The sequence below is a fragment of the Streptomyces sp. 13-12-16 genome (assembly GCF_002114215.1).
In the GTDB taxonomy this organism is placed as follows: domain Bacteria; phylum Actinomycetota; class Actinomycetes; order Streptomycetales; family Streptomycetaceae; genus Streptomyces.
In genome coordinates, this window is record NZ_NCTE01000101.1 from 1 (window position 1) to 2,138 (window position 2,138).

The window sequence follows — 2,138 nt, forward strand, 5'->3', positions numbered from 1 at the left end:
CGGGGCGGGCACGCGCGGCATCGGGCAGCAGGCCGCCGGGCACGGCCCCGGGCTGGCCGAGTTGTCCGAGGCGGACGCGGAACGGCACCCGTCCTGGCCCGCGTTGCCCACGGCCGTCGTCGCCGCGGCCGGGTTCGTGCTGGGCGCCGGCTTCCTGCGGGCGTTCACCGGAGGGCACGCGCTCTTCCCGTCCGGCACCGTCGGCTGGTCGCTGGCGGTGCTGACCGGGATCATCGTCGGTCATCTGGTGATGCTGGGCCGTTCCCGGTGGTGGGGCGGCACGGGTTCCGGCGCCGCCCTCACTCTCGCGGTGCTGCTGTCGTACGGCTGGGTCCCGGCCGGGATGGTCAGCCTCACCGTCGTCGTGCTGGTCGGCATAGCCCGGCGGGGCCGCTGGCGGCAGGGCGTGCTGCACGGTGCGGTGGACCTGCTCGGCATCGGCGCCGGTGCGCTGGTGCTGGCCGCGTTCGGCTCCGTGCCGTCCGTCGAGTCGCCGTCGACCCCGGACACCTGGACGCCGTACACCGCCCCGGGGGTGGTGCTGGTCGCCGCGGTCTATCTCGCGGTCACCCGCGGTCTGCTGTGGTACCTGCACACCCCCCGCGCGGGGCTGCCCACCGTGGCCCGTACCGCGCTGGTCCGGCAGGGGCTGGTCGCCGTCGCCCTGCTCGGCATAGCGCCGCTGGTGTGTGTGGTCGCCGCTGCCGAACCGGTGCTGCTGCCCCTGTTCTCCATTCCGCTGATCGCCCTCGACTCCACGCTGTGGATAGCCCGCGCGCGGGCCGAGGAGCAGCTGCGCGATCCGCTGACCGGACTGCCGAACCGGCAGTGGCTGCTGGAGCGCATCTGGACCGCGCTGGACGACGCGGAGCGGATCGGCGCCCGCGCCGCGCTCATGCTGATCGACCTGGACCGGTTCCGGTCGGTCAACGACACCCTCGGGCACCTCGCCGGTGACCGGCTGCTGCTGCAGATAGCCGACCGGCTCAGACTCGCCCTGCCGCGCGGGGCGGAGGCCGCGCGGCTCGGCGGTGACGAGTTCGCCGTCTTACTGCCCGTCGCCGACTCCACGACGGCCGCCACCCGCGTCGCCCGCTCCCTCGTGGGCGCCCTCAGCTCCCCGCTCGACCTCGACGGGCTCACCCTCGTCCTGGAGGCGAGTGCGGGGGTCGCCGTCTTTCCCGACCACGCGGACGACGCGGAGGGGCTGCTGCGGCGGGCGGACGTGGCGATGTATCAGGCCAAGCGGGACCGTACGGGGGTCGAGGCGTACGAGTCCAAGCGGGACTCCAACACCCCTGACCGGCTGGGGCTGCTGGGGGATCTGCGGCGGGCGCTGGACGCCCGGGAGGTCGAGCTCCACTACCAGCCGAAGGTGCGCTTCGACGGGCAGGTCGCGGGGCTCGAGGCGCTGGTGCGGTGGGTGCATCCGGAGCGGGGGAGGGTGCCGCCGGACGAGTTCATAGCGATCGCCGAGTCGTCCGGGCTGATGCCGCACCTCACCGAGTACGTGCTGGAGACCGCGCTGGGGCAGGTCGCGCGGTGGCGGGCCCAGGGGTTGTTCGTGCCGGTCGCCGTGAACGTGTCTCCGCGCGACGTCCATACGGCCGGTTTCGCGGGCTCCGTGGCGGCGCGGCTGGCCCGGCACGGGGTGCCGGCGGGGGCGCTGCAGCTGGAGATCACCGAGCATGTGCTGCTGGAGGACCCGCAGCGTGCGGCCGACACGTTGAACGCGTTGACCGGGCACGGGGTGAAGATGTCGCTGGACGACTTCGGTACGGGGTACTCGTCGTTGGTGCATCTGCGGCGGCTGCCGGTGAGTGAGCTGAAGATCGACCGGTCGTTCGTGGCCCGGCTGGCCGTGGACGCGGAGGACGCGGAGATCGTGCGCTGCACGGTCGATCTGGCGCATTCGCTGGGGCTGCTCGTCGTCGCGGAGGGGGTGGAGGACGACGAGACGTGGGAGCGGTTGCGCGATCTTCGCTGTGACGCGGTGCAGGGCTGGCTGGTGGCGGCGGCGATGCCGCCGGACGAGACCACGGCCTGGCTCCTCGCCCGAGGCTCCCGCGGCTGGCAGCGCCCGGCCGCCGCGCTCCCGGCCGCGACGACCACGGCCGACGAATAGCCCGCGCCGGGCG

At 74.0% G+C, this 2,138-nt stretch carries 1 protein-coding gene; it reads left to right on the forward strand.

Translation table 11 applies throughout. The features are described from left to right. Nucleotides 1–19 precede the first annotated feature (19 nt). Nucleotides 20–2,125 carry a bifunctional diguanylate cyclase/phosphodiesterase gene (locus B7767_RS05090; RefSeq protein ID WP_085571058.1) on the forward strand — a complete coding sequence of 702 codons (2,106 nt, stop codon included), beginning with the start codon at nucleotides 20–22 and terminating at the stop codon, nucleotides 2,123–2,125. Nucleotides 2,126–2,138: the final 13 nt, after the last annotated feature.